Origin of the sequence: Nonomuraea thailandensis, from assembly GCF_024172165.1 — a bacterium.
Taxonomy (GTDB): domain Bacteria; phylum Actinomycetota; class Actinomycetes; order Streptosporangiales; family Streptosporangiaceae; genus Nonomuraea; species Nonomuraea thailandensis.
On sequence record NZ_JAMZEB010000002.1, the window covers coordinates 7,697,796 to 7,719,670 of the forward strand.

General features: G+C 69.9%; 17 protein-coding genes. 6 read left to right on the plus strand and 11 right to left on the minus strand.

Going from position 1 to position 21,875, the window contains the following annotated elements:
* Nucleotides 1-70 precede the first annotated feature (70 nt).
* Nucleotides 71-1,216, plus strand: coding sequence for a PP2C family protein-serine/threonine phosphatase (locus HD597_RS66165; protein WP_253749167.1), 1,146 nt, complete (start codon nt 71-73; stop codon nt 1,214-1,216).
* Nucleotides 1,217-1,268: 52 nt separating this feature from the next.
* The gene (locus tag HD597_RS39100; RefSeq protein ID WP_253749169.1) at nt 1,269-2,048 is read left to right on the plus strand and encodes a DNA-formamidopyrimidine glycosylase family protein; all 780 of its coding nucleotides are present in this window, start codon (nt 1,269-1,271) and stop codon (nt 2,046-2,048) included.
* Here HD597_RS39100 and HD597_RS39105 read toward each other — a convergent pair.
* The 8 genes from HD597_RS39105 to HD597_RS39140 form a co-directional block, all read right to left on the minus strand.
* Nucleotides 2,045-2,401 carry a helix-turn-helix domain-containing protein gene (locus HD597_RS39105; RefSeq protein ID WP_185112531.1) on the minus strand — a complete coding sequence of 119 codons (357 nt, stop codon included), beginning with the start codon at nt 2,399-2,401 and terminating at the stop codon, nt 2,045-2,047. The two genes, HD597_RS39100 and HD597_RS39105, sit on opposite strands and share 4 nt — an antisense overlap.
* 286 nt (nt 2,402-2,687) lie before the next feature.
* Nucleotides 2,688-3,179, minus strand: a complete 492-nt coding sequence (locus HD597_RS39110; protein WP_253749171.1) for a CinA family protein — start codon at nt 3,177-3,179, stop codon at nt 2,688-2,690.
* Between the two features lie 3 nt (nt 3,180-3,182).
* Entirely contained in the window at nt 3,183-3,755 is a 573-nt protein-coding gene (pgsA, locus tag HD597_RS39115; RefSeq protein WP_253749173.1) for a CDP-diacylglycerol--glycerol-3-phosphate 3-phosphatidyltransferase, read from the minus strand.
* Complete coding sequence (rimO, locus tag HD597_RS39120) at nt 3,752-5,164, minus strand: 30S ribosomal protein S12 methylthiotransferase RimO (RefSeq protein WP_253749176.1); 1,413 nt, start codon at nt 5,162-5,164, stop codon at nt 3,752-3,754. Before rimO ends, pgsA begins: the two co-directional genes overlap by 4 nt.
* Nucleotides 5,165-5,224: 60 nt before the next feature.
* Nucleotides 5,225-5,986: a helix-turn-helix domain-containing protein gene (locus HD597_RS39125; protein ID WP_253749178.1), complete on the minus strand. Its 762-nt coding sequence runs from the start codon at nt 5,984-5,986 to the stop codon at nt 5,225-5,227.
* 83 nt (nt 5,987-6,069) lie between these two features.
* Nucleotides 6,070-8,577, minus strand: a complete 2,508-nt coding sequence (locus HD597_RS39130; RefSeq protein ID WP_253749180.1) for a DNA translocase FtsK — start codon at nt 8,575-8,577, stop codon at nt 6,070-6,072.
* Nucleotides 8,578-8,647: 70 nt separating this feature from the next.
* Nucleotides 8,648-9,262 (minus strand): response regulator, encoded by a 615-nt coding sequence (locus HD597_RS39135; RefSeq protein ID WP_253749182.1) that lies wholly within the window; start codon nt 9,260-9,262, stop codon nt 8,648-8,650.
* Entirely contained in the window at nt 9,259-13,278 is a 4,020-nt protein-coding gene (locus HD597_RS39140; protein WP_253749184.1) for a HAMP domain-containing protein, read from the minus strand. Before HD597_RS39140 ends, HD597_RS39135 begins: the two co-directional genes overlap by 4 nt.
* A gap of 95 nt (nt 13,279-13,373) precedes the next feature.
* On the opposite strand from HD597_RS39140, the gene HD597_RS39145 reads away from it, so the two are divergent.
* Nucleotides 13,374-15,836 carry a SpoIIE family protein phosphatase gene (locus HD597_RS39145; RefSeq protein ID WP_253749186.1) on the plus strand — a complete coding sequence of 821 codons (2,463 nt, stop codon included), beginning with the start codon at nt 13,374-13,376 and terminating at the stop codon, nt 15,834-15,836.
* Here the strand turns inward: HD597_RS39145 and HD597_RS39150 are convergent.
* The 3 genes from HD597_RS39150 to HD597_RS39160 all read right to left on the minus strand — a co-directional run bounded on the left by HD597_RS39150 (nt 15,829) and on the right by HD597_RS39160 (nt 18,612).
* Complete coding sequence (locus tag HD597_RS39150) at nt 15,829-16,764, minus strand: aldose epimerase family protein (RefSeq protein ID WP_253749188.1); 936 nt, start codon at nt 16,762-16,764, stop codon at nt 15,829-15,831. The genes HD597_RS39145 and HD597_RS39150 overlap by 8 nt on opposite strands.
* Nucleotides 16,761-17,723, minus strand: coding sequence for a LacI family DNA-binding transcriptional regulator (locus tag HD597_RS39155; RefSeq protein WP_253749190.1), 963 nt, complete (start codon nt 17,721-17,723; stop codon nt 16,761-16,763). The genes HD597_RS39150 and HD597_RS39155 overlap by 4 nt, the downstream gene beginning before the upstream one ends.
* Before the next feature lie 94 nt (nt 17,724-17,817).
* The gene (locus HD597_RS39160) at nt 17,818-18,612 is read right to left on the minus strand and encodes an NAD-dependent epimerase/dehydratase family protein (protein WP_253749192.1); all 795 of its coding nucleotides are present in this window, start codon (nt 18,610-18,612) and stop codon (nt 17,818-17,820) included.
* Nucleotides 18,613-18,777: 165 nt separating this feature from the next.
* Between HD597_RS39160 and HD597_RS39165 the strand changes: the two genes are divergently transcribed.
* Genes HD597_RS39165 through HD597_RS39175 form a run of 3 tightly spaced genes read left to right on the plus strand, consistent with a single transcriptional unit; the run spans nt 18,778 to nt 21,841 of the window.
* Nucleotides 18,778-20,058: an ABC transporter substrate-binding protein gene (locus tag HD597_RS39165; RefSeq protein WP_253749194.1), complete on the plus strand. Its 1,281-nt coding sequence runs from the start codon at nt 18,778-18,780 to the stop codon at nt 20,056-20,058.
* Nucleotides 20,055-20,984, plus strand: a complete 930-nt coding sequence (locus HD597_RS39170) for a carbohydrate ABC transporter permease (RefSeq protein ID WP_253749196.1) — start codon at nt 20,055-20,057, stop codon at nt 20,982-20,984. Before HD597_RS39165 ends, HD597_RS39170 begins: the two co-directional genes overlap by 4 nt.
* Complete coding sequence (locus tag HD597_RS39175; protein WP_253749198.1) at nt 20,981-21,841, plus strand: carbohydrate ABC transporter permease; 861 nt, start codon at nt 20,981-20,983, stop codon at nt 21,839-21,841. Before HD597_RS39170 ends, HD597_RS39175 begins: the two co-directional genes overlap by 4 nt.
* Nucleotides 21,842-21,875 lie beyond the last annotated feature (34 nt).

Sequence of the window (21,875 nt, forward strand, 5' to 3'; positions counted from 1 at the left end):
CACCTCACAGGACTCGGCCTGCCCCACAGTTTGCCGGAATCGCTCTCGCACCGTCACTAAAAGTGAGAAGGTGGCTACTCGCGATCGCAACCCCCTGAGGACCGCATTCACCCGAGGAGGCGCCATCTCGCGGCAAAACGTCTCCAGACACCAGCGCCGGCTGCTGCCCGCGCTGCTCGCGGCCGAGGTGGTGGTCGCCCTGGCGGACGCCGCGTATGCCACGGTCTCCCTGTCGGCCCTGCTGCTGATCGGGCCGATGGTCGCCGCCCACCTGCTGACCGTCCGCCACACGGTCCTGGCCGCCGCCACCGCGCTGGCCCTGGCGCTGCTGCTGCCCGCCGTGGACGAGGGCTCCGACCTGCCGCACCACCTGGTTCGCGCGCTGATCGTGGCCACGGGCGGCCTGTGGGCGTACGTGACGGCGCGCGCCCACGCCCGCCACCAGGCCGAGCTGTCCCGCATGACACGCATCGCGGAGTGGGCGATGATCCCCGCGCTCCCCCCGGAGCTGGGCGGGGTCGGCCTGGCGGCGCACACCCGCTCGTCGTCCGAGACCGCCCGCATCGGCGGCGACCTGCACGACGCCGTCGCCACGCCCACGGGGCTGCGCCTGATCGTCGGCGACGTCAAGGGCCACGGCCTGGACGCCGCGCATCTCAGCGCGACCGTGCTGGCCGCCTTCCGCCGCACCGCGGCCACCGCCCCCGATCTGGCGGCCCTGGCTCTGGAGCTCGACGCCGCCGTCTCCCCCAGCCTGGGTCCGGAGGACTTCGCGACGGTGCTGCTGGCCGAGTTCGTCCCCGGAGGGGTGCTGCTGGTCAGCTGCGGCCATCCCGCTCCCGTACGCGTGGACAACCGCCTGCGCGCGCTGCACCCGCCCCGCCCCTGCCGCCCCCTCGGCCTGTCGCCCGAGCCGTACGTGTGGCGGGTGCGCCTGCTGCCCTCCGACCGCCTGCTGCTGTTCACCGACGGGCTGACCGAGGCCCGCAGTTGCGAGGGCGTGGAGCTGCCCTTCGACGAGCACCTGCACGAGGCGTTGACGCAGGCCACGCTGGAGGAGTCGCTGCGCGAGGTGCTCGGCCTGCTGCGGCGGCACACCGGCGGGTCGTGCGCGCACGAGGTGGACGACCTGACGCTGATCCTGGCCCAGCCCCTCCCGGTCCGGAAGTCCCCCGCCCCCGCGCCGATCATGGACGATCGACACCGATCGGACTGATGGCCCCGGCATCTGCGGCCGGCCCGGCGCAGGCCCCTCTTAAACTGGGGAAATGCCCGAAGGAGACGCCGTCTACCGGACCGCCGCGCGGCTCAGGGGCGCGCTGGACGGCCGGCCCCTGACGAGATCGGACTTCCGCGTGCCCCGGCACGCCACGGCCGACCTGACCGGACGCCAGGTGATCACCACGCTCTCCCGGGGCAAGCATCTCCTCACCCGGATCGAGGGCGACCTCACCGTCCACACCCACCTGCGCATGGAGGGAAGCTGGCTGGTCTCGGAGACGGGCCGCCGGATCCCGCCCGGCGACCAGGTGAGGCTGATCCTGGCCAACGAGCGGTGGCAGGCGGTCGGGGTCAGGCTCGGGATGGTGGATCTGGTCAGGACGGACGGCGAGGCGCGCCTGGTGGGCCACCTGGGGCCGGATCTGCTCGGCCCGGACTGGGACCCGGATGAGGCCGTGCGAAGGCTACGAGGGGCGCCCGGCAGGACCATCGGGGAGGCGCTGCTCGATCAGCGCAACCTGGCGGGGATCGGCACGATCTATCGCGCCGAGACCCTGTTCCTGCGCGGAATCTGGCCGTGGCGGAGGGTCGGCGAGATCGAGGACCTCGCGGGGCTCGTGTCGCTGGCCCAACGGCTGCTGGCGGCCAACAAGGGGCATGCGGGCACGGTGACAACAGGTGATCGCCGCCCGGCGAATCAGACCTGGGTCTATGGCAGGGCGGGGAGGCCCTGTCGCCGATGCGGCACCCGCATCAGCCGAGGGGAGATGGGGGCGCAGCCACAGGAACGGCTGATCCTGTGGTGTGCGGGCTGCCAGCCGCGTTAGGCAGCCACCATGTCCTTGACTTCGGGGAACACGGAGTCGGAGATCGACCCGGGAACCGTCTCGCCAAGAGGCAGGCGCTCGTGCTCGGGCACGTCGGCAAGCACAGGAGCAGCCTGGAGCTCCGCCAGCGCGAACTGGTCGGAAACCTCACGCAACACCTGCGAAAGCGGCACACCGAGCGCACCGCAAATCGACGCGAGCAGCTCGGACGAGGCCTCCTTCTGGCCGCGCTCCACCTCGGACAGATAGCCGAGTGAGACCCGGGCCAGCGTGGACACTTCGCGTAGCGTGCGCCCCTGCCGCACCCGCAGCCGCCTCAGCACGTCTCCGAGCAGCTGACGCAGCAGAATCATCTGTCGCTCCCTCCCCGGCGCGGATGTCTTCACCACGCCCCGCGCGATCGGATCGTGCCGCACTTTGTTCTTCTTGGCTTCGTGCATACTCCTCGCCGTCATCATTGGACGTCGCCGCCCCTGGACCGCCGCTCGTGGCTCGTTGCGCGACTCATCAGGCCCGCCTGCCGGGCGCTCGGTGCTTGCAGTTGGCTCACGGACCTCACTCACAGCTCCACCGTACCCGTATCCACCGACACCGCGTCAGACCGCGCATCGCATGTTCGCTCGGGACGTAACACGGTAATCACCCGGAATGTTCCCCTATGTTCGCCTTCAGCACACCTGACAGTAGATCGACTGCCTCGTCCACCGTCTCTACCCTGATACGTTCGCGCGACCCTCCAAGTCTCAATTCCCGAGACCGAATCTGCCCGCCCGGCCCGGAGACGGCCACGTACACCAGACCGACCGGCTTGCCGTCCTGCGGCTCGGGCCCCGCCACACCCGTCACGGCCACCCCGTAGGTCGCCCCGCACACCCGGGCCACCCCGGTCGCCATGGCGGCGGCCACGCCGGGATGCACGGCCCCCTCACGCGCCAGCAGGTCCTCCGGCACGCCCAGCAGCTCGTGCTTGAGATCGGTGGCGTAGGAGATCACTCCGCCCCTGAAGGCCTTGGAGGACCCGGACACCGAGGTGATCGCGGCCCCGATGAGCCCGCCCGTCAGCGACTCGGCCACGGCCACCGTCGCCTTCTGGGCCACCAGCATCGTCAGCACCCCGGCCATGTCCGCCATCGATCACTCCCCGCGCGCCTGCTTGGCCACTTTACGCAGTTTCACGGCCCTGAAGAGGTAGTCGGCCCCCGTCGCCACGGTGACGACGACGGCTCCGCCCATCACCACCCACCGGACGGGCCCCGGCACGAAGGGCAGGAGGTAGAGGACGATGGCGGCGATCTGCAGCACGGTCTTGACCTTGCCGCCGTAGCTGGCCGGGATGACCGCGTGGCGCAGCAGCACGAGCCTGAGCACCGTGATGCCCAGCTCCCTGCCGAGGATCACGATCGTCACCCACCAGGGCAGCTCGTCCAGGATCGACAGGCACACCAGCGCCGCCCCGGTGAGCGCCTTGTCGGCGATCGGGTCGGCGATCTTGCCGAAGTCGGTGATGAGGCCGTAGCGCCTGGCCAGCTCCCCGTCGAGATGATCGGTGATCGAGGCCACCGCGAAGACCGCCAGCGCGGCCACCCGCCAGCCCGTGCCCGGCACGAAGAGACAGACGACGAAGAAGGGGACGAGCACCAACCGGAGGACCGTGAGGACGTTGGCGATGTTCCACGGGCTTACCACGCGGCGCTCGTCCCTTTTCATGGACCGCCGGCCTTGATGCGCGCGATCAGGTCAACCCCCTCGGCGTCGACCACGTGCGCGCGTACGATCTGGCCCTTGACCAGGCCGATGCCCTGCACCGTGACGGAGCCGTCGACCTCGGGCCCCTGGTGCGCCGCCCTGCCTTCGTAGCCGCCGTCGCCGAGATCGTCGTCGATCAGCACGTCGACCTCGGTGCCGATGCGCTCCTCCGCCCGCTGGGCGGTCAGCTCCTCGGCCAGCTCGGTGAGCATGCGCACGCGCTCGTCGACGACCTCCTGATCCAGCTTGCCGGGCAGCCCGGCCGCCTCCGTGCCGTCCTCGTCGGAGTAGCCGAACACGCCGATCACGTCGAGCCTGGCCTCCTCCAGGAACCCGACCAGCTCGCCGAACTCCTCCTCGGTCTCCCCGGGGAAGCCCACGATGAAGTTGGAGCGCACGCCCGCCTCGGGAGCGCGCTCGCGGATGGTCTCCAGCAGCCCGAGGAAGCGCTCGGGGTCGCCGAAGCGGCGCATCCGGCGCAGCACCGTGCCGCTGGCGTGCTGGAAGGACAGGTCGAAGTAGGGCACCACGCCCTCGGTGCCGCAGATCACGTCGATCAGGCCCGGGCGCAGCTCGGCGGGCTGCAGGTAGCTGACGCGCACGCGCTCGATGCCCTCGACGGCTGCGAGCTGCGGCAGCAGCTTCTCCAGCGCCCGCAGGTCGCCCAGGTCCTTGCCGTAGGACGTGGAGTTCTCGCTCACCAGGACGAGCTCGCGCACGCCCCTGTGGGCCAGCCAGTCGGCCTCGGCGAGCAGCTCGTCGGGCCGGCGCGAGACGTAGGAGCCGCGGAAGGCCGGGATGGCGCAGAACGTGCAGCGCCGGTCGCAGCCGGAGGCGAGCTTGAGCGAGGCCACCGGGCTCTCGTCGAGCCGTTTGCGCAGCACGCGCGGCCCGCTGGCGGGCGCCAGGCCCTCCGGCAGGTCGCCGTGGCCGGGGATGCCGGCCTTGGGGGCGCCTGCCCGGTCCACCGGCGAGATGGGTAGCAAGGTGCGGCGGTCGCGTGGCGTGTGCGGCTTCAGCGGCCGCTCGGCCAGCACGTCGTCGAGGCGGTCACCGATCTCGGCGTAGTCGTCGAAGGAGATGACCGCGCTGGCCTCGGGCAGGGCCTCGGCGAGCTCGTTGCCGTAGCGCTCGGCCATGCAGCCCGCGGCCACCACCTTCACACCGGTGTCAGCGGCAGCCAGGAGCGTGTCGATGGAGTCTTTCTTGGCCGAGTCAATGAAGCCACACGTGTTGACGACGACGACATCAGGGTCGTCGTCGCCCAGCTGCCAGCCGGCAGCCTCGAGTCGCGCGGCCAGCTCTTCCGAGTCGACCTCGTTGCGTGCGCAGCCCAGAGTGATCAGCGATGCGGTTCGGCGGGATGACATGGTGAACACTACGGTATCGGGAGTTGGCCACCACCCGATGCACTGGCTCCCCCCGCACGGCTACCGCGACTGCGGTTTGGGCGGCCCGAACGAGCGCCGCGCCACCTCTCCCCTGCCCCCGAGACCCTTCACTCTCTTGCCGTTGACGTGCACCGTTACCGCTCCGGCGTCCCCCAGCAGCACGTTGACCTTCTCGGCCGCGCGCCACGTGGAGGTCTTGCCCGCCTTGAGAGTGCCCGAGAACAGCTTGTGCCCCTCGGCGTCGTGCAGGCTCACGTACGACGACCGCTTCGCCTTGATACGCACGGTAACGGTGTTCTTGGCCGACGTCTTGGACGGCGTCGGCCTCGGCGTCTCGGTGATCGGCGTGTTCGGCGGGACGCTGGGCCGGGCCGAGGCGGCCCGGACGTCACCCGTGCGCACCTGGTCGCTGGCGCCCCCCATCACTCGCATCATGCCGAAGACCACGACGATGGCCAGCGCCACGCCGAGCGCCATCGTCCAGTTGGGCCCGCGCCGCTCGGGCAGGTTGATCTTGCGATCGGCCTGGAACACGGCCGAGGCCGGCATGGGCTGCGGCGGCCCGCCGTACTGCTGGTCGTAGAGATGGACGGTGGACTCGGGATCGAGCCCCACCGCCCTGGCCACGGCCCTGACGTGCCCTCTGGCGTAGAAGGCGCCGCCGCACTGGCCGTAGTCGTCCTGCTCCATGCAATGGATCATGGCCTCGCGAATTCTGGTGGCCGCGCTGACCTGCGCGACCGTCAGCCCGGCCGTCTGCCTGGCCGCCCGCAGCATGGCCCCGATGCTCTGCTCCTGCACAGCGAACCGCCCCCCACCACACTGGCTACTCTTCGTGGTGGTACATATTCAATCAGTTATCGCCGTGCAACCGTGCATTGGGGTCATTCGCCACGCAGATCCGCCAGCAAACCCGGCAGATCGTCGGGCTTGACGAGCACTTCTCGCGCCTTGGAGCCCTCGCTCGGGCCGACCACGTTGCGGCTCTCCAGCAGGTCCATCAGCCGTCCTGCCTTGGCGAAGCCGACCCGCAGCTTGCGCTGGAGCATGGAGGTCGAGCCGAACTGCGTGGTCACGATCAGCTCGGCCGCCTGGATCAGCAGGTCGAGGTCGTCGCCGATGTCCTCGTCGATCTCCTTCTTGACCGGCGCCGCCGCGACGTCCTCGCGGTACTCGACCTGCATCTGCTCCTTGCAGTGCGAGACGATCTCGGCGATCTCCTTCTCCGAGACGAACGCGTTCTGGATGCGGATCGGCTTGCTGGCCCCCATGGGCAGGAACAGCGCGTCACCCTGGCCGACCAGCTTGTCGGCGCCGGGCTGGTCGAGGATGACCCGCGAGTCGGTGAGGCTGGAGACGGCGAAGGCGAGCCGGGACGGCACGTTCGCCTTGATCAGGCCGGTGACGACGTCCACCGAGGGCCGCTGCGTGGCGATCACCAGGTGGATGCCCGCCGCGCGGGCGAGCTGGGTGATGCGCACGATCGAGTCCTCGACGTCGCGCGGCGCCACCATCATGAGGTCGGCCAGCTCGTCCACGATCACCAGCAGGTACGGGTACGGCTGGTAGACGCGCTCGCTGCCCGGCGGCGGCTGCAGCTTGCCCGCCCGCACGGCCTTGTTGAACTCGTCCACGTGCCGGAACCCCGACGCCGCCAGGTCGTCGTAGCGCCGGTCCATCTCGCCCACGACCCATTCGAGGGCCTCGGCGGCCTTCTTCGGGTTCGTGATGATGGGAGTGATGAGGTGGGGGATGCCCTCGTACACGCTGAGCTCGACCCGCTTGGGGTCGACCAGCACCATGCGCACCTCGTCGGGGGTGGCGCGCATCAGGATGGAGGTGATCAGGCCGTTGACGCAGACCGACTTGCCGGCGCCGGTGGCGCCCGCGATGAGCAGGTGGGGCATCTTGGCGAGGTTCGCGACGATGGTGCGGCCCTCGACGTCCTTGCCCAGGCCGACAATCATCGGGTGGTGGTCGGCCTGCGCCACCTGGGAGCGCAGCACGTCGCCCAGCGCCACGAGGTCCTTGTCCGCGTTCGGGATCTCGACGCCGATGGCCGACTTGCCGGGGATCGGCGACAGGATGCGGACGTCGGCGGACTTGACCGCGTAGGCAATGTTCTTGGTGAGCGCGGTGACCTTCTCCACCTTCACCGCGGGCCCGAGCTCGATCTCGTAGCGCGTGACCGTCGGGCCCCGGGTGAAGCCGATCACCTGCGCGTCGATGGTGAACTGCTCCAGCACGCTGGTCAGCGCGTTCACCACGGTCGTGTTGGCCTTGGTCTGCGGCTTGGGCGCGGTGCCCTGCTTGAGGTGCTGCAGGTCGGGCAGGCTGTAGGGGCCCGCCTGCGGGGACAGGACGAGCTGCTCGACCTTGCGTGGCGCGGGCGTCGGCTGGGGCGGCTCAGGACGCCTCTCAGCCTCGGGAGCGGGCGTCTCCTCCTCGTCGGTCAGCCCGGGCACGATCTCCGGCGAGTGGTCGCTCTTCTTGTCCTTCTCCGCGATCACCGGCGTGTCGTACGGCTTGACGCTGCCCTCGCCCTCTTCGGCCTTCTTCGCCCTGGCCCGCTTCCTGGCGGCGGGCTTGGGCGCGGAGTCCGTCTCGGCGTGCCGCTCGAACAGCATGTGCCGCAGCTCGGCCAGCCGCTCGGGGATCCGGTGCACGGGCGTGGCCGTGATCACCAGCACCCCGAACCCGGACAGGAGCAGCAGCAGCGGGATCGTCACCCACGGCGGCAGGATGCTCATCGGCGGCGCCGACACGATGAACCCGACCATGCCGCCGGCCTGCGACACCTTGTCCATGCCCTGGCCCTGACCGGCCGGGTACGGCGTGCCGTTGGCCACGTGGATCACCCCGAGCACGCCCACCATCAGCGCCGCCCAGCCGATGACCATCCGCCCTGTGTCGGCGTTCTGGTCGGGATGGCGCAGGTAACGCCAGGCCAGCAGCCCGAGCAGCAGCGGCAGCGCCCACGCCAGCGAGCCGAACACGCCGCGCACGGTGGCGTTGACCACGCCGGCCACCGCCCCCTCGGAGTTGCGCCACGTCATCGCCGCCAGCACGATCGCGCCCGCCAGCACCGCCAGGCCCACTCCGTCGCGCCGGTGCGCCGGATCGAGCTCCCTGGCGTTCTTGCCCAGGGCGCGCGCCGCGCTGCCGACACCGTTGGCGAACAACATCCACAGCCCGACGATCAGCCTGCCGACCATGGTGAAGACCCAGCTGATCGGGTCCTGGTGGGTCATCGAGGGCTTGCGGCCGGAGGCGGCTCCCTTCGCCCTGGGTCGTCCCGCCGACGCGGCCCCGCGCTTGGCGGGGGTCGAACGGGACGAGGTCGACCGCTTCGCCGGCCCCTTCGATGCGCTTTTCGGCGTACGGGTGGCCATGATGCCAAAGGTACGACGGAGACACCGCGGTACGCGCGGAGGCTCGCCGATGTCCTGACGGACGGGAGGATCATTCCCTGGCGCGCACCGTCGAGACGGCCTCGAAGGCGGTCTGCATGGCCGCCACCCTGTCGGCCAGGTCCTTGACCGCCTCCCGCACCCCCTCGTCCCCGCCGGCGCCCTCCGACAGCCCGTCCAGGTGCGCCTCGACCGCCCCCAGCCGCCGCGCGAACCCGGCCAGGGCCTCGTTGTCGCTGACGAGCTGGGCCAGCAGCGTCGCCTGCTCCATCAGCACCGCGGTCTTCCTGAACAGCTCCAGGAACACCGCCACCTTCGAGCGCAGCACCCACGGGTCGAACGGCTTGGTGAGGTAGTCGACGGCGCCCACCGCGTACCCGCGGAAGGCCGCGCCCGAGTTCGGCTCGGTGCCGGTCAGGAAAATGATCGGCACGTCGCGGGTCTGGTCGAGCCGCTTGATGTGGGTGGCGGTCTCGAAGCCGTCCATGCCGGGCATGAGCACGTCGAGCAGGACGACCGCGAAGTCGTGGCGCAGCATGAGCTTCATCGCCTCCGGCCCCGACCTGGCCTTGAACAGCAGTTGCTGCAGCGGCCGCAGCACGGCCTCCAGCGCGACGAGGCTCTCGTCGTTGTCGTCCACCAGCAGGATCTTGACCTGTCGGTTCATCCGTCCGCCTTCCGTTCACCCGCGAGCCACCCGCGCATCACCTCCAGGAGCTGGTCGAGGTCCACGGGTTTGGGCACGTAGTCGGACGCGCCGCAGGAGATGGTCTTCTCCCGGTCGCCCGGCATCGCCTTGGCCGTGAGCGCGATGATCGGCAGGTCGGCGAACCTGGGCATCTGCCGTACGGCGACGAGCGTCTCGTAGCCATCCATCTCGGGCATCATCACGTCCATGAGGACGAGCGCGATGTCCTCCTCCCGCTCCAGCGCCTCCAGGCCCTCCCTGCCGTTCTCGGCGTAGACGATCTCCATGCCGAGCCGGCCGAGCACGTGGGTCAGGGCGTAGACGTTGCGGATGTCGTCGTCCACGATGAGCACCCGCCGGCCGACGAACGCCGCCCCGAGAGGGCTCTGCCGGAGCCGGCTCAGCTTGGCGGAGGACTGCCACGGGTCGTCGCCGTCGGCCTGCCAGCCGGGCGGCGGCGTGCGCGGCTCGACGGGCTCGGGCGGCGGCTGCTGCTCGGGGCCGCTGGCGACGCATCCGGCGGGCACGTACAGGGTGAAGGTGCTGCCCTGCCCGGGGGTGCTGATGGCGTGGATCTCGCCGCCGAGCAGGCGGGCGATCTCGCTGCTGATCGACAGGCCCAGCCCGGTGCCTCCGTACTTGCGGCTGGTGGTGCCGTCGGCCTGCTGGAAGGCGCCGAAGATGGCCGGGAGCTTGTCGGCGGCGATGCCGATGCCGGTGTCGTGCACCGCGAAGGAGAGCATCGGCCGGCCGTCGGGGTCGGGCCTGTCCTCGGCGACGGAGACCGCCAGATGGACCTCGCCCACGGAGGTGAACTTGACCGCGTTCGACAGCAGGTTGCGCAGGATCTGCTGGAGCCTGCGCTCGTCGTTGAACAGCTCGCGGGGCGTGCCGGGGGCGACCTCGATCTCGAACGTCAGCCCCCGGTCCACGGTGAGCGGGCGGAAGGTGGCGTCCACGTAGTCGAGCAGCTTGCTCAGCGGCAGTCTCTCCGGCCGCACGTCCATCCGCCCGGCCTCGATCTTGGACAGGTCGAGGATGTCGTTGATGAGCTGGAGCAGGTCGCTGCCCGCGTTGTGGATCGTGCTGGCGAACTCGACCTCCTGCTCCGACAGGTTCCCCTCGGGGTTGTCGGTCAGCAGCCTGGCCAGGATGAGCAGGCTGTTGAGCGGAGTGCGCAGCTCGTGCGACATGTTGGCCAGGAACTCCGACTTGTAGCGGGAGGAGGTGGCCAGCAGGTGGGCCTTCTCCTCCAGCGCGGCGTTGGACCTGCGCAGCTCGGCCTGCTGGCGCTGCAGCTCGTCGGAGCGGCCCTGGAGCTGCTGCGCCAGGCGCTGCGACTCCGACAGCAGCGCCTCGGTGCGGGCGTTGGCGATGATGGTGTTGATGGCCACGCCGATGGTGACCACGAACTGGTCGAAGAAGGCCAGGTGCACGTCGCTGAACCGGCTGAACGAGGCCAGCTCGATCACGCCGAGCACCTTGTCCTCGAACACGATGGGCAGCACCACCACGCTGGCGGGCGCGGCCTCGCCCAGCCCGGAGTGCACGGTGATGTAGCCGGGCGGCACGTCCTCCAGCAGGATGCGCTTGCGCTCCAGCGCGGCCTGCCTGATCAGGCCGGGCCCCGGGGTGGCGGGGCCGGGCAGGACGTCATGGGCGGCGCCGTAGCCGGCGATGTAGGCCAGCGAGCCGTCGACCGAGTCGGCGTCGGCCAGGAAGAAGGCGCCGTACTGGGCGCTGACCAGCGGCGTCAGCTCGCGCAGGATCAGGTCGGCGACCTCCACCAGGTTGCGGTGGCCCTGCATGAGCCCGGCGATGCGGGCCAGGTTGCTCTCCAGCCAGTCCTTGGCGCGGGTGGTCTCGCGCAGGTTGGCCACCATGAGGTTGACGTTGTTCTTCAGCTCGGCGACCTCGCCCTTGGCCTCGACGCTGATCGAACGGCTCAGGTCGCCCTGGGCGACGGCGCTGGCGACCTCGGCGATGGCGCGCACCTGGGTGGTGAGGTTGCCCGCGAGCTCGTTGACGTTCTTGGTGAGCCGCTCCCAGGTGCCGTAGACGCCCTCCACCTCGGCCTGGCCGCCCAGCCTGCCCTCCGAGCCGACCTCGCGGGCCACCCTGGTCACCTCGGAGGAGAACGACGAGAGCGTGTCGACCATGGTGTTGATCGTGGTCTTGAGCTCCAGGATCTCGCCACGGGCGTCCACGTCGATCTTCTTGTAGAGGTCGCCGTTGGCCACGGCGGTGGCGACCTGGGCGATGTTGCGGACCTGGCTGGTGAGGTTGGAGGCCATGAAGTTCACGTTGTCGGTCAGGTCCTTCCACACCCCCGACACCCCCCGCACCTGCGCCTGACCGCCCAGCCGCCCCTCCGTGCCCACCTCGCGCGCCACCCGCGTCACCTCGTCGGCGAACGCCGACAGCTTGTCCACGGTGGTGTTGATAGTGTCCTTGAGCTGCAGGATCTCGCCCCGCGCGTCCACAGTGATCTTCTTGGACAGGTCGCCGTTGGCGATGGCGGTGGTGACCATGGCGATCGAGCGGACCTGGCTGGTGAGGTTGGAGGCCATGAAGTTCACGTTGTCCGTGAGGTCCTTCCACACCCCCGACACCCCCCGCACCTGCGCCTGACCGCCCAGCCGCCCCTCCGTGCCCACCTCGCGCGCCACCCGCGTCACCTCGTCGGCGAACGCCGACAACTGCCCCACCATCGTGTTGACGGTGTCCTTGAGCTGCAGGATCTCGCCCTTGACGTCCACGCTGATCTTGCGGCTGAGGTCTCCCTGGGCGACGGCGGTGGCGACCTGGGCGATGTCGCGTACCTGCTCGGTGAGGTTGGAGGCCATGAAGTTCACGTTGTCCGTGAGGTCCTTCCACACCCCCGACACTCCCCGCACCTGCGCCTGACCGCCCAGCCGCCCCTCCGTGCCCACCTCGCGCGCCACCCGCGTCACCTCGTCGGCGAACGCCGACAACTGCCCCACCATCGTGTTGATGGTGTCCTTGAGCTGCAGGATCTCCCCGCGCGCATCCACGGTGATCTTCTTGGACAGGTCGCCGTTGGCCACCGCGGTCGTCACCTGGGCGATCGAGCGCACCTGGGTGGTGAGGTTGGAGGCCATGAAGTTGACGTTGTCCGTGAGGTCCTTCCAGGTGCCGAGCACGCCCTTGACCTCGGCCCGGCCGCCGAGCTGGCCCTCGGTGCCGACCTCGCGGGCCACCCTGGTCACCTCGCTGGCGAACGACGAGAGCTGGTCCACCATGGTGTTGACGGTCAGCTTCAGCTCCAGCAGCTCGCCGGTGGCCTCGACCGTCACCTGCCTGGTCAGGTCGCCCCTGGCCACGGCGGTGGTGACGACCGCGATGTCGCGCACCTGGGCGGTGAGCCGGCCGGCCATGGCGTTGACCGCCTCGGTCACGTCACGCCAGCTCCCGGACATGCCCTGCACCTTGGCCCGCCCGCCGAGCCGCCCCTCGGTGCCGACCTCGCGCGCCACCCTGGTCACCTCGCCGGAGAACAGCGCGAGCTGGTCCACCATGCGGTTGACCGCCTTGCCCATCAGGCGCAGCCCGCCGCGCAGCGGCCGGTCGTCCTCCTGGAGGTCCACCCTCTTGGACAGGTCGCCGTCCGCGACCGCGTTGAGCACCCTGGTGGCCTTGGCCATGGGAATGACGAGCGCGTCGACGATGGAGTTGACCGCCGCCACGTTGACCGCCCAGCCGCCCGTGCCGGGGCTGGGGTCGAGCCGCTCGTCGAGCCGCCCGCGCCTGGCGACCTCGGTGCGCAGGCGGGTCAGCTCGTTCGACAGGTGCTCGTTGCGGTCGACGACCTGGTTGAAGGTGATCGCCAGCTCGGCGAGGAACGGGTCGTCGGGCGGATCGAGCCTGTTGCGGAAGTTGCCGTCACGCAGCCCCTGCAGGGCCACGAGCAACGGGCGGAGCTCCGCGGCGTGGAGCGATCCAGCCTCGTACGGGGAGTCCAACTGCGCGACCATGGCGGCCTTCTTCACAACTGGAGGTATCAACGGCATCAGTCTGCCACTCTGAGAGTGACCGAACTGCCACATCGAGTGATGTTCTAGGACGCAGAGTGGACACGACCAGAGTGTCGAGCACGGCCTTCGACGGCACTCCCCATGCCCCGGCACACGCCCGCAAGTTCGTCCGGCAGGTGCTCGGCGAATGGCGCCTGAGCCATCTCGCCGAGGACGCCGTACTGCTGACCAGCGAACTCGTCACCAACGCCGTGGTGCACGCGGGCACCGGCGTCGAGCTGACCTGCCGCCTGGACGTGGACGCCAGCCCGCCCAAACTGGAGATCGAGGTCGACGACCACCACCCCACGCGCGCCCTGCCGTCCGGCGAGCCCGCGCCCGCCGACGGCACGCTGCCCACCTCGGGCCGCGGGCTGGCGCTGGCCGGGATGCTGGCCGACGCCTGGGGCGTCACCTACACCAAGACCGCCAAGCGCGTCTGGGTCCGCATGGAGCTCGGCGAGGGCTGCGACATGCAGGACCACGTGTCCTGCCCGCCGTGCCTGGTCCCGGGACCTGTCACGCCACCCCTGGAGACCCTGCACGTCGGCGTGGTGATCTGCGACCTCGACGGGGTCGTGGAGTCGTGGAACCCCGAGGCGGAGCAGCTCCTCGGCTGGCGGGCCGAGCAGGCCGTCGGCCGGTCGCTGAAGGAGCTGGTGGCCTGGCGCGGCCACGGCCCGTACGCGCTGTCGCTGACCGACACGCTCAGCCTGGGCCGCTGGCGGGGCGAGGCCCGCATGCGGCACCGCGACGGCCCGCTCGTCCCTGTCTACGTCTCCCAGCTGCGGGCCCGCGGGCACGCGGGCGAGCGCCGGGCGATCTGGATGATCGTCTCCAGCGACCACCGCTACGTGCTGACGCCGCCGTCGGCGCCGCTGCGCAGGGAGGCGGGTCGGCGGATCAAGGACCTGCTCGACCGGGACATGCCTCTCACGGAGCTGCTGGCCACGATCGCCCAGATCGTCCAGGTGTCCAGCGGCGGCGACGCCGCGTACGTGCTGCTGGCCACGGAGGGCGGCAGCCGGTTCGGCGTGGCGGCGGGCGTGGGCGCGACGGCGGGCCTGGTGGGCGTGCTGGCCACCGGCGTGTTCGGCGCCGACAGGAAGTCCCCCACGATGATCGAGGACCTGCTGGCCGGCGACGTCGAGCTGGCCCAGCAGCTGCGGGCCAGGTCCCTGGCGTGCGCGCCGCTGCTCGTGGCCGGCGAGGTGGTGGGCTACCTGGTGGTCACGGACGCCCAGCCGAGCCGCTTCGACCAGGAGCTGACGGTCAGCCTGCAGCACATCGCCGACCAGGTGGCGGTGACCGTGCAGCGCGAGCGGCTGGCCGAGCAGGACCGGGCCCACCGGGGGCGGCTGTCGTTCCTGGCCGAGGCGGGCGAGCTGCTGGCGGGCGTGCACGACGAGGAGCTGATCGCGGCGCTGACCGCGCAGCTCGTGGTGCCCAAGATCGCCACGTGGGCGGCCGTCTACCTGACCGATCTGGCCGGCATGACCAGGCTCGCCCACGTCTGGCACAGCGAGGAACGCCACAACGCCGACCTGCGCAAGTCGCTGCCCGCCATCCCCCGCACCGCGCTGACCGAGGTGAGCTGGCCGGTCGGCCAGGAGAACGTGCTGGCCTTCCCGCTGCTGACCCAGGGCAGGTCGCACGGCGCGCTGGTGATCGGCCGGGCCGAGCCGACCCTGCCGCTGGAGCTGGCCGACCTGCTGGCGGACCTGTGCCGCCTGGTGGCGCTCAACCTGCACACGGCCATGCTCTACACCCGGCAGGCCACCACCTCCCGGGTGCTCCAGCGCAGCCTGCTGCCCATGCGGGTGGCACCCATGCCGGGCCTGGAGTCGGCGGTGGTCTACGAGCCCGCCGAGGAGGGCGCGGACGTCGGCGGCGACTTCTACGACCTGTTCACGGTGGCCGACCACTGGTGCTTCGCGCTGGGCGACGTGTGCGGCAGCGGCCCCGAGGCGGCGGCCGTCACGGGGCTGGCCAGGCACGCCGTGCGCCTGCTGGCCAAGGAGCACTACACCGTGGCCGACATCCTCGACCGGCTCAACCACGCGCTGCTGGACGAGGGTGAGGAGGGCAGGTTCCTCAGCCTGCTGTGCGGGGAGCTGACCCCGCTCCCGCAGGGCGGCGCGCTGTGCACGATCGCCTCGGCCGGCCATCCGCCGCCCCTGCTGCTGCGGCCAGGCGGCGAGGTCCAGGCCGTGGCCACGCCGCAACTGCTGCTCGGCATCGAGTCCGGCGCCAGGTTCTACGTGGAGTCGTTCGAGCTGGCGCCGGAGGAGGTGCTGCTGTGCGTCACCGACGGCGTGACCGAGCGGCGCGACGGCGACCGGCTGCTGGACGACGGCGACGGGCTGTCGGCGCTGCTGTCCACCTGTACGGGGCTGAGCGCCCACGCGGTGGCCGAGCGGGTGCGGCACGCGGTCGAGACGTTCGCCGCCGAGCCGTCGCAGGACGACGTGGCCCTGCTGGTGATCAAGGCCAACGCCGGGCTGCGGACGGTCAGATGAACCGGTACGTCGTGGTGGACGTGCGGCGCTCGCCGGGGCGCAGCACCGTGGAGGGGAACTGCGGCTGGTTCGGCGCGTCGGGGTAGTGCTGCGTCTCCAGGCACAGCCCGGCGAACGGCCCGAACGGCGTCGCGGCCCCGTCCAGCATGCCGCCGGCGTAGAACTGCACGCCCGGCTCGGTGGTCGTGACCTCCATGGTCAGCTCGTCCGCCGTCACCTTGACGGCGCCGCCGTCGAGGACGAAGCAGTGGTCGTAGGCGCCGTCGTACCGCTCGCCCACCGCGTGCGGCTCGGTGAAGTCGAACGGCGTGCCCTTCACCTGCGCGGGCTCACCCGTGGGGATCTTGTCGTCGTCCACCGGCAGGTAGTGCTCGGCGTCCATCTGGACCACGTGGCCGAGCACGTCGCCGCCGCCGTTGAGGTTGAAGTAGGAGTGGTTGGTCAGGTTGACCACGGTCGGCGCGTCGGTCTCGGCGGCGTAGTCGATGCGCAGGGCGTCGTCGGCCAGCGTGTAGGTGACCGAGACGGTCAGCTCGCCGGGGAAGCCCTGGTCGCCGTCGGGGCTGGTCAGCGTCAGCGTCACCGACGAGTCGCTGCGATCGGCGATCGTCCACACCTTGCTGTCGAAGCCCTCGATGCCGCCGTGCAGGCAGTTGGGGCCGTTGTTGGCCGGCAGGGTGTACGCGACGCCGTCCAGGGTGAAGCCGGCGTGGGCGATGCGGTTGCCGTACCTGCCGACGACGGCGCCGAAGTAGCGGCTGCGGGTGCGGTAGTCGTCGAGCGTGTCCAGCCCGAGCACGACGTTGACCCCGGACACCTCCAGCGTGCGGATGATGGCGCCGTAGGTGAGCACCTCGGCGCGCAGCCGTCCCGAAGACAGCTCTACGCGCTCGACCTGCTGGCCCGATGGCAGCGTTCCGAAGATCATGTCTGTGCCCTTCCCGTGGACTCGCGGACAATGAGGGCGGTGTCGAGGGTCACGGTCGCGCCCTCGCCTCCCGACTGCAGCAGCAGATCGACGGCCATCCTCCCCGCCTGCACGGCCGGCATGGCCACCGTGGTCAGCTTGGGCCGGTTGAGCCGCCCCGGCAGGATGTCGTCGAACCCGATCACACTTATCTGGTCTGGTACCCCTATCTCCATCGCCGCCAGCCCCTCGATGAGACCGAGTGCGACCAGGTCGTTGTAGGCGAGCACCGCGGTCGCCCCGCAGGCGGCCACCTCGGGGGCCACGGCCAGGCCGCCGGCCTCCGTGGGCTGGTTCGGGCCGAAGAAGACCAGGTCGAGCCCGGCCGCCTCGGCGGCCACGCCCTGCATCTCGTTGCTGGTCCACGAGCCGATCGGCCCGGACACGAGCGCGATCCGGTGGTGGCCGAGCCCCGCCAGGTGGTCGAGGGCGAGCCTGGCGCCCTGGGCGACGTTCATGAGCACGGCGGGCATGCCCTTGATGCGCCGGTTGACCACCACGAACGGCACGTCCTCCGCCAGGCGCTCGATCATCTTGTTCGACAGGCGCGGGCTGCACAGCAGGACCCCGTCCACCTGCTTGGTGAGGGTCCTGATGAGCTCTTCCTCGACGCGCGGGTCCTCGTCGGTGTCGGCCACGAACACGTGGTAGTCCCGCCCCCTGGCCTGCGCCTGCGCGGCCTTGATGAGGGGCGGGAAGAACGGGTTGGAGATGTCGGCCACGATCAGGCCCATGTTGAACGTGCGTCCGGTGGTCAGCGCCCTGGCCGCCCGGTTGGGCCGGTAGCCGAGATCGTCGGCCGCGGCGAGCACGCGGCTCCTGGTGGCAGGATTGACCAGGTGCGGTGCGGAGAAGGTACGGGACACGGTGGACACATGAACGCCGCAGGCGCGAGCCACGTCCTTGATCGTTGACGCCATCGCCGCCCTCCCTTGCAAACGGTTGCCAGACTAAACCTTGACCTTCGGGGGTCGTGCCGTCAAGGTTCTTGCAACCGGTTGCCGGGCGTTCAGTTCACCATTTCCCGCCGAGCTCGTTCAGCGTGAAGATGCCGCCCGCGCGGTCGTGCAGCGGCTCGGTCAGGTCGGGCTCGCCGTGCTCCTCGATGAGGGCGGCGGCGAAGGGCTCGGAGGAGTCGCGCGAGTCGTAGCCGATGGCCTTGGCCTCCTCCAGCGACCACCAGCGGCGCGGGCTGTCGGAGACGCCCCAGACGACGTGGTAGCCGGTCGCCGCGAGCCCCGCCTCGACCAGGCGGGTCAGGTCGTCGGCGGAGATCCACGTGGCCAGCCCGCGCGTGTCGGCCGGGCCCTCGTTGCAGGTGCCGAGCCTGATCACGGTGACGTTCATGCCGAAGCGGTCGTGGTAGAGGCTGCCGAGCGCCTCCATGACGACCTTGCTGACCCCGTAGAAGGTGTCGGGGCGGGGGAAGGCGTAGTCGGGCAGCTCCGCGCCGCCCTCCGGCCGGGTCTGGAAACCGGCCGCGTGGTGGCTGCCCATGAGCACGACGTGCTGGACGCCCTCCCTGTACGCCGCCTCCATCAGCACCTGGGTCCCGTTGATGTTGGCGTGCACGATGTCGGCCCAGGGATGCTCCCGGCTCTGGCCGCCCAGGTGCAGCACGGCGTCCACGCCCTTCATCGCCTCGGCCATGGCGTCGGGATCGGCCAGGTCCGCCGTCACCCACTCCTCGCCGGGCCCGGGGTCGACCGGATGGAGGTCGGAGAGCCGCAGCGTACGGCCCTCCTGTGCGAGACGCGGGCGGAGCAGCGTCCCGACTTTTCCAGAGGCCCCTGTCATGAGAATGCGCATGCCTCATGATGTACACGAATCTGGGCGACTTTCACATCCTTGAATATTGACCGTGAACCATGTCACTAGTTACGTTCGCAGGCACACATCCAAGTCTTCGACTCACGTCCATGTATGTGAACAGGAGGCGGTCTGATGTCACGTCGTCTGCTTGGAGTCGCGATCATGACGACTCTGGCCGTTGGACTGACAGGCTGCGGTTCCGGTGATTCCTCAAGTTCGGACAACACTCTGGAGATCTGGATCAGGCAGGCGCCCGATTCGGACTCCGCCAAGACCGCCAAGAAGCTCGCTGACGCCTTCACCAAGGCCAGTGGGGTGCAAACGAAAGTCGTGGCCCTATTCGACGACTTCGAAACCAAACTGAACCAGCAGGCGGCGCAGAAAGACCTTCCTGACATCGTCATCAACGACACCGCCCAGCTGGGCAACATGGTGTCGCAGGGCTGGCTGCAGCCCGTCGACAAGGCCGCGCTCAAGGGCGGCGACCAACTGGCGGAGACGGCGTGGAAGGCCGCCACGGGAGCCGACGGCAAGTTCTACGCGGCCCCGTTCTCGGCCCAGTCGTTCGCGCTGATCGTCCGCAAGGACTGGCGCGAGAAGGTCGGCGCGCAGCCGCCCGAGACCTGGGAGGACCTGGCCGAGCTCGCCGTCGCCTTCACCGAGAAGGACCCCGACGGCAACGGCCAGAAGGACACCGCCGGCTTCGTCGCCCCGGCCGGCACCAAGCGCGGCTACGCCTCCTGGTACGCCTCCTCGCTCGTCTACGCCAACGGCGGCGACTTCATCAAGGCCGCCGGCGCCGGCAAGTACACCGCCACCGTCAACGACCCCAAGACCGTCGAGGCCGTGCAGTACCTGCAGGACCAGTTCTGCAAGACCAAGACCGTCAACCCCGGCGCCGTCAGCAACGACACCACCGTCACGCACGAGGTGTTCGAGAAGGGCCAGGGCGGCATCTACCTGGTGGGCCCGTACGTGCTGGCCCGGTTCGTCAACAGCATCGGCACCGACAAGATCGAGGTGCTGCCCGTGCCCAAGGGCCCGTCCGGCGGCCCCGGCACCCTCGGCGAGGGCGAGAACGTCTACCTCATGGCGGGCTCGCAGAACCAGGACGCGCAGAAGAAGTTCGCCGAGTTCGCGATCTCCCCCGAGGGCCAGCGGATCGGCATGAACAAGGACGCCAACGGCGCCATCGTCCGCCTGCCCGTGAACACCACGGTGGACATGTCCGCCGAGCGCCAGGACCCGCGCTGGAAGGTGTTCCAGGAGTCGTACGCGCACGCCGTCTACGCTCCGCCGGTGCCCAACTGGGCGCCGATCCGCCAGACCTCCGCCGACACCATCAACGCCGTCTGGGCCGACTGCACCGCCGACGTCAAGACGGCGATGGATGAGCTCAACACCAAGCTCACCCAGGAACTGCAGAGCCAGAAAGCGTCATGACCTCCACCCTCGCCCCGGCGCCCCGCCGGACGTCGTCCCCCGCCCACCCGCCGAAATCGGTGCGGTGGCGGGGGCCGCTGATCGCCTGGCTGTTCCTGGCGCCCGCGCTGCTGCTCTTCCTGTACTTCAAGTTCATCCCGATGTTCGTGGGGCTGTGGAAGAGCCTGTTCAAGGTCCAGACGTTCCTCGGTGACGAGTGGGTCGGGTTCCAGAACTACGAGACGATCATCTCCGACTCGGAGTTCGGCGCCGCCATCTGGCACAGCATCGTGCTGGCCCTGGGCACCACGGTCGGCTCCATCGTGCTCGGCCTCGGCCTGGCCCTGCTCATCGAGGGCCCCGCCCGCTACCTGTGGTTCGTCAGGACCGCGGCCTTCCTGCCCGTCGTCACCACGATGGCGGCCGTGGCCGAGGTGTGGCGCATCATGTTCCACCCGGCCGACAACGGCATGCTCAACATCGTCATCGGCTGGGTGGGCGTCGATCCTCAGCCCTGGCTGGCCAGCGAGGACTCCTCGCTGTGGTCGATCATGCTGATGAGCATCTGGCGCGGTACCCCGTACGACATGATGATCTTCCTGGCCGGGCTGGTCGGCGTGGATCGCACCCTGTACGAGGCCGCCGCCGTGGACGGGGCCTCGACCTGGCGGCGGCTGCGGCACATCACGCTGCCGGCGCTGCGGCCGGTGTTCTGGATCCTGTTCACGCTGGCCGCCATCCGCGGGCTGCGGGTGTTCGTCGAGGTGTACGTGCTCACCAACGGCGGGCCGAACGGGTCGTCCGAGGTGCTGATGACGTTGATCTACAAGCTCGGGTTCCAGAAGAACGAGCTCGGGGTGGCTTCGGCGGGCGGCATCGTGCTGTTCCTGGCCACGCTGGTGCTCACGGTCATCGTGCAGGCGCTGCGGAAGAGGCAGGCATCATGAGGTTCGACAGCGCCCTGGGCCTGGAGTCACGGCGCGGCCCGCTGGCGACCACCGGAAAGATCCTGATTTATGGCCTCATGGTGGTCGTCTTCACCGGCCCCCTGATCGGCCTTCTCATGAGCGCCTTCAACAAGACCCTGGACCCGACCTCGTTCTCGTTGTGGCCGGACGAGTTCACCCTGGAGAACTTCGTCCAGGCCAAGGACAAGAACGTCTACCTCTACCTGCTCAACTCCTTCATCGTCGTGGGCTTCGGCCTGCTGCTGCAGATGCTGGTGAGCGTGTTCGCGGCCTACTCGCTGGCCCGCAAGAAGTTCCGCGGCATGACGTTCGTGATGCTGCTCATGCTCACCACGATGATGCTCCCCGAGGAGATCATCGCGATCCCCCTCTCCCTCGTCCTGGCCGACCTGCCGGTGCTGCACCTCAACCTCATCGGCACGTACGCCGGCATGATCCTCCCGGTCGGGGCCTGGGGCTTCTCGATCCTCGTCATGACGGAGTTCATGAAGGAGGTGCCGGTCGAGCTGGAGGAGGCGGCCCGCATCGACGGCGCCGGCGAGCTGCGCATCTTCGCCACGATCATCGTGCCCCTGTGCCGCCCGGCCCTCGGCGTGATCGGCGTCTTCGGCTTCACCATGATCTGGGACCAGTACCTGCTCCCCCTGATCGTCTCGACGGAGTCGGACATGTGGACGCTGCCCATCGCGCTACGCTCGCTCCGGTCGGACGAGGAGGTCGGCATCGGCGTCCTGCTGGCGGCCTCGCTGCTGGCGCTGCTGCCGTCGATCATCGCGTTCCTGGCGTTCCAGCGGCAGTTCATGCGCGGCCTCACCAGCGGCGCGGTCAAGGGTTAGGCGTCCATGTATCTGGACGGTATCCCATATCCTG

Excerpts from the sequence above, each read along its gene's own strand:
- HD597_RS39100 (WP_253749169.1), top strand. The coding sequence starts at position 1,269 with ATGCCCGAAGGAGACGCCGTCTACCGGACCGCCGCGCGGCTCAGGGGC.
- HD597_RS39105 (WP_185112531.1), bottom strand. The coding sequence starts at position 2,401 with ATGATTCTGCTGCGTCAGCTGCTCGGAGACGTGCTGAGGCGGCTGCGG.
- HD597_RS39110 (WP_253749171.1), bottom strand. The coding sequence starts at position 3,179 with ATGGCGGACATGGCCGGGGTGCTGACGATGCTGGTGGCCCAGAAGGCG.
- pgsA (WP_253749173.1), bottom strand. The coding sequence starts at position 3,755 with ATGAAAAGGGACGAGCGCCGCGTGGTAAGCCCGTGGAACATCGCCAAC.
- rimO (WP_253749176.1), bottom strand. The coding sequence starts at position 5,164 with ATGTCATCCCGCCGAACCGCATCGCTGATCACTCTGGGCTGCGCACGC.
- HD597_RS39130 (WP_253749180.1), bottom strand. The coding sequence starts at position 8,577 with ATGGCCACCCGTACGCCGAAAAGCGCATCGAAGGGGCCGGCGAAGCGG.
- HD597_RS39135 (WP_253749182.1), bottom strand. The coding sequence starts at position 9,262 with ATGAACCGACAGGTCAAGATCCTGCTGGTGGACGACAACGACGAGAGC.
- HD597_RS39140 (WP_253749184.1), bottom strand. The coding sequence starts at position 13,278 with ATGGTCGCGCAGTTGGACTCCCCGTACGAGGCTGGATCGCTCCACGCC.
- HD597_RS39150 (WP_253749188.1), bottom strand. The coding sequence starts at position 16,764 with ATGATCTTCGGAACGCTGCCATCGGGCCAGCAGGTCGAGCGCGTAGAG.
- HD597_RS39155 (WP_253749190.1), bottom strand. The coding sequence starts at position 17,723 with ATGGCGTCAACGATCAAGGACGTGGCTCGCGCCTGCGGCGTTCATGTG.
- HD597_RS39160 (WP_253749192.1), bottom strand. The coding sequence starts at position 18,612 with ATGCGCATTCTCATGACAGGGGCCTCTGGAAAAGTCGGGACGCTGCTC.
- HD597_RS39165 (WP_253749194.1), top strand. The coding sequence starts at position 18,778 with ATGACGACTCTGGCCGTTGGACTGACAGGCTGCGGTTCCGGTGATTCC.
- HD597_RS39170 (WP_253749196.1), top strand. The coding sequence starts at position 20,055 with ATGACCTCCACCCTCGCCCCGGCGCCCCGCCGGACGTCGTCCCCCGCC.
- HD597_RS39175 (WP_253749198.1), top strand. The coding sequence starts at position 20,981 with ATGAGGTTCGACAGCGCCCTGGGCCTGGAGTCACGGCGCGGCCCGCTG.